The organism is Pseudolysinimonas sp., from assembly GCF_031389465.1.
In the GTDB taxonomy this organism is placed as follows: Bacteria; Actinomycetota; Actinomycetes; order Actinomycetales; family Microbacteriaceae; genus Pseudolysinimonas_A.
Map to the genome: position 1 here is coordinate 1 of NZ_JANMSQ010000102.1, position 4,319 is coordinate 4,319.

At 69.9% G+C, this 4,319-nt stretch carries 4 protein-coding genes; 2 read left to right on the plus strand and 2 right to left on the minus strand.

Annotated features, from left to right (window positions below; translation table 11 throughout):
* Positions 1-289: GNAT family N-acetyltransferase (locus tag RMO30_RS04060; RefSeq protein WP_309709849.1), on the plus strand; the 289-nt coding region annotated here is incomplete at its 5' end.
* Positions 290-293: 4 nt separating this feature from the next.
* Here the strand turns inward: RMO30_RS04060 and RMO30_RS04065 are convergent.
* Positions 294-1,940: a phospho-sugar mutase gene (locus RMO30_RS04065; protein ID WP_309709852.1), complete on the minus strand. Its 1,647-nt coding sequence runs from the start codon at positions 1,938-1,940 to the stop codon at positions 294-296.
* Between the two features lie 4 nt (positions 1,941-1,944).
* Entirely contained in the window at positions 1,945-2,775 is an 831-nt protein-coding gene (locus RMO30_RS04070; protein ID WP_309709856.1) for a purine-nucleoside phosphorylase, read from the minus strand.
* 60 nt (positions 2,776-2,835) lie between these two features.
* On the opposite strand from RMO30_RS04070, the gene RMO30_RS04075 reads away from it, so the two are divergent.
* Entirely contained in the window at positions 2,836-4,272 is a 1,437-nt protein-coding gene (locus tag RMO30_RS04075; RefSeq protein ID WP_309709859.1) for an NAD(P)H-quinone dehydrogenase, read from the plus strand.
* The last annotated feature ends 47 nt before the right edge of the window (positions 4,273-4,319 follow it).

Sequence of the window (4,319 nt, forward strand, 5' to 3'; positions counted from 1 at the left end):
CGCCGATGGCCGACACGCCCTCATCCGGAGCGTCGCCGTGCATCCTGACGGTCGGGCGGCGGGGAGAGGCACAGCGCTCGCTCGTTTCGCTCTCGACGCCGCTGCCGACGCGGGCGCCGAGACGGCGTGGCTGTTCAGTAGGCGCTCGGGACCGTTCTGGGTGAGGCTCGGATTCGCGCCCGCAGATCGCGCCCAGCTCGTTGCCGCACTGGCGACGACGCATCAGGTGCGGCTGTTCGTAGAGACCGAACGACTTGCCCGCGAAGTGGCGTGGTCGCGGGCACTCTGACCGTTCAGCCCAGCAGGGCCTGCATCCCCGCTTCGAGCGTTGCGACGGATGCGGCGGCGGCGGCGCGACGCTCGGTCGCCGACCCCTCGCGAGACGACGCGTCGAGGTAGCACTTGAGCTTCGGCTCGGTACCGCTCGGGCGCACGATGACGCGCCCGCCGCCCGCAAGCCGCAGTCGCAGGATGTCGTTGGCGGCGAAGCCGTCGACGCCGAGCAGATAGTCGTCGACACCGTCGACCGGGATGCCGCCGACCTCGGTCGGCGGGTCGGCGCGCAGGCGAGCCATCGTGCGCGGGATCTCGGCGAGGTCGGCGACCCGGATCGAGATCTGGGCCGACGAGAAGGCGCCGAACTCGAGCGCGAAGTGGTCGAGGTGGGACTCCAGCGTCTCGCCCGTCGCCCGTAATTCCGAGAACAGCGAGAGCACCGCGACCGCGGCCGAGATGCCGTCCTTGTCGCGGACCTTCCCGGGGTCGACGAGGTAGCCGAGCGCCTCCTCGTAGCCGTAGATCAGGCGGGACGCGCGGGAGATCCACTTGAAGCCGGTGAGGGTCTCCACGAAGTCGAGGCCGCGCACGCGGGCTACCTCGCGCAGGGCCGGCGAGCTGACGATCGAACAGGCGAGGGTTCCGGTGTCGTGCTCCCGGGCGGCGCGCCAGCCGAGCAGCCAACCGACCTCGTTGCCGGTGAGCCGTCGCCAGCCGCCGCGCGTCTCCGGGTCGGGAACTCCGACGGCGACGCGGTCGGCATCCGGGTCGTTCGCGATCACCAGGTCGGCGTCGGCGTCGCGGGCGGCCTGAAACGCGAGATCCATCGCCCCGGGTTCCTCGGGGTTGGGGAACGCCACGGTCGGGAAGTCGGGGTCGGGGTCGCCCTGCGCCGCGACGATGATCGGTGCCGCGAAGCCCGCCGAACCGAACACCTTCTCGGCGACCTCGCGCCCGACGCCGTGCATGGGCGTGTACACGTAGCGCAGCGGTGCGGGTTCGCCCGCCACTTCGGCCGTGCGGCGCACGTACTCGTCGATGAGCGCCTCGTCGGCGGTGTGGACATCCGACGAGGTGGGGTGCTGGGCGAAGGGCACGGTCGCTGCCCGGACGATCTCGGCAGCGATCTCGCCGTCGGCCGGTGCCACGATCTGGGATCCGCCGTCGGCGCCGCCGAGGTAGACCTTGTACCCGTTGTCGCGGGCCGGGTTGTGACTCGCGGTGACCATGATGCCGGCGCTCACCCGCAACTCGCGCACGGCGAACGCGAGCACCGGCGTCGGCAGCGGCCGAGGCAGGATCGTCGCCTGTACTCCCGCTCCCGCGAGGATCGCCGCACTGTCCCGGGCGAACACGGCGGAGTTGTGGCGGCCGTCGTAGCCGATCACGGCCGAGGGATGCGGTTCCCGCGCGAGCAGATAGGCCGCGAGCCCGGCGGCGGCTTGGGCGACCAGCACCCGGTTCATGCGCATCGGACCTGCGCCGAGTTCACCCCGGAGCCCGGCGGTGCCGAATTCGAGACGGCCGGAGAAGCGCTCGGCCAGGTCGGCAGCTGCGGCATCCTCTCCCGCTTCCACCTGCGCCACCAGGGCGTCGAGTTCGGCACGCGTCACAGGGTCGGGGTCCTGCGCGATCCAAGCCCGCGCGTCGTCGATGTTTCCCATCGAACTACAGCGCGACGACGACGCGGGCGAGAAGGTCGGAGATCACCGGCTCGGCATCCTTGCCCGCCTGCAGGACCTCGGCATGGCTGAGCGCGTCGGGCGAGATTCCAGCAGCGAGGTTGGTGATGAGCGAGAAGCCGAGGATCTCCATCCCGGCTTCGCGGGCCGCGATCGCTTCGAGCGCCGTCGACATGCCGACGATGTGGCCGCCGATCGCCTTCGCCATCTGAACCTCGGCCGGAGTCTCGTAGTGCGGGCCGCGGAACTGGGTGTACACGCCCTCGTCGAGTCCGGGCTCGACCGTGCGCGCGATGTCGCGCAGGCGCCGCGCGTAGAGGTCGGTGAGGTCGATGAAGGTCGCGCCTTCGAGCGGCGAGTCGGCGGTGAGGTTGAGGTGGTCGGAGATCAGCACAGGAGTACCGGGAGTCCAGTGCTCTTTGATGCCACCGGCGCCGTTGGTGAGAACCATGATGGATGCCCCTGCCGCCGCCGCGGTACGCACCGAGTGCACAACGCGGCGCACCCCGTGGCCCTCGTAGTAGTGCGTGCGTGCTCCGATGACGAGCGCGTGCTTACCGCTGGGGAGGAGGATGCTGCGGAGCGTGCCGACGTGTCCGGTGAGGGCCGGCTTGCTGAAACCGACGATGTCGGTTGCCGGCACCGTCGCGACGGTCTCTCCGATCAGGTCGGCGGCTTTCGCCCACCCGCTGCCGAGCGTGAGCGCGATATCGTGCTTCGCAATACCGGTGGCTTCGGCGAGCTGCGCGGCGGCCTCCTTCGCGATCGCGAACGGATCGGCTGCCGGGTCGTCGAGGGGATGAGGTGCGGTGCTCATCCGTTCACTCTAGAACGCGGCCGAGCCCGGCCCGTCCGGGATTCCTGTGAGAATGAGGGCATGCCATACGAGTTCGAGCGCACCCACCGTCTGGCAGTGCTCGGCGGTGGACCGGGGGGCTACGAAGCCGCCCTCACCGGGGCGCAACTCGGGGCCGAGGTGACCCTCGTCGAGCGGGCGGGCGTCGGCGGCTCGGCGGTGCTCACCGACGTCGTGCCGTCGAAGACGCTCATCGCGACCGCGGAGGCGGCGACCGCCGTCGGCGAGGCGGCTGACCTCGGCGTTCAGTTCTTCACCCGCAACGACAAGGGCCGCCCGGTGCGTCCCGAAGTCGCGGTCAATCTCGGTGCGGTCAACAAGCGCCTGCTCGCCCTCGCGCAACAGCAGTCGGCCGACATGAAGGCGCAGCTGGTGCGCGCGGGCGTGCGCATCGTGCAGGGCGACGGACGACTCGAGGATGCCAACACGATCATCGCGTCGACCGGTCGAGGCAAGGCCCGCACCGACTTCGACGAGATCACCGCCGACACCCTCATCGTCGCCGTGGGCGCCTCGCCTCGCATACTGTCCACCGCAAAGCCCGACGGCGAGCGGATCTTCACCTGGACCCAGCTCTACTCGCTCGAGACGATTCCCGAGCACCTGATCGTCGTCGGCTCGGGCGTCACGGGCGCCGAGTTCGCCTCCGCCTATCTCGCCCTCGGCGCCAAGGTCACCCTCGTCTCGAGCCGCGACCAGGTTCTGCCGGGGGAAGACAGCGACGCCGCGACCGTCATCGAGAACGTGTTCCTCCGCAACGGCATGACGGTGCTCAACAAGAGCCGCATGGCGTCGGTCGAGCGTTCTGCCGATGGCGTGATCGTGAAACTCGTCGACGGCCGGGAAGTCACCGGATCGCACGCGCTGCTCGCGCTCGGGTCGGTGCCGAATACGTCTGGGATCGGGCTCGCCGAGGCCGGCATCCAGCTCACCGAGTCGGGGCACATCCGCGTCAACCGCGTCGCCCGCACCTCGATGCCCTCGGTCTACGCGGCGGGCGATGCGAGCGACTTTCTGCCGCTGGCATCCGTCGCCTCGATGCAGGGTCGCACCGCGGTTTTCCACGCGCTCGGCGACGCCGTCACCCCGACCGAACTGCGCAACGTGACGAGCAACATCTTCACGCAGCCCGAAGTCGCCACCGTCGGTTGGTCGCAGCACCAGATCGAGCAGGGAATCGCGCAGGGCGAGATCTACAAGCTCCCGCTCGCGAGCAACCCGCGCGCGAAGATGATGGGCATCAAGGACGGCTTCGTGAAGCTGTTCGCCCGCACCGGCTCGGGCACCGTGATCGGCGGCGTGGTTGTCGCGCCCAAGGCGAGCGACCTCATCCTGCCGATCGCGCTCGCGGTCGAGCACCGTCTCACGGTCGACCAACTCGCCCGCGCGTTCAGCGTCTACCCGTCGCTGTCGGGTTCGATCACCGACGCCGCGCGCGCGATGCACATCGTCGGGTGAGGCCGACTTTCCGTTTTCAGGAAGTTGGGTGGCTGGTGTGGCTGCTG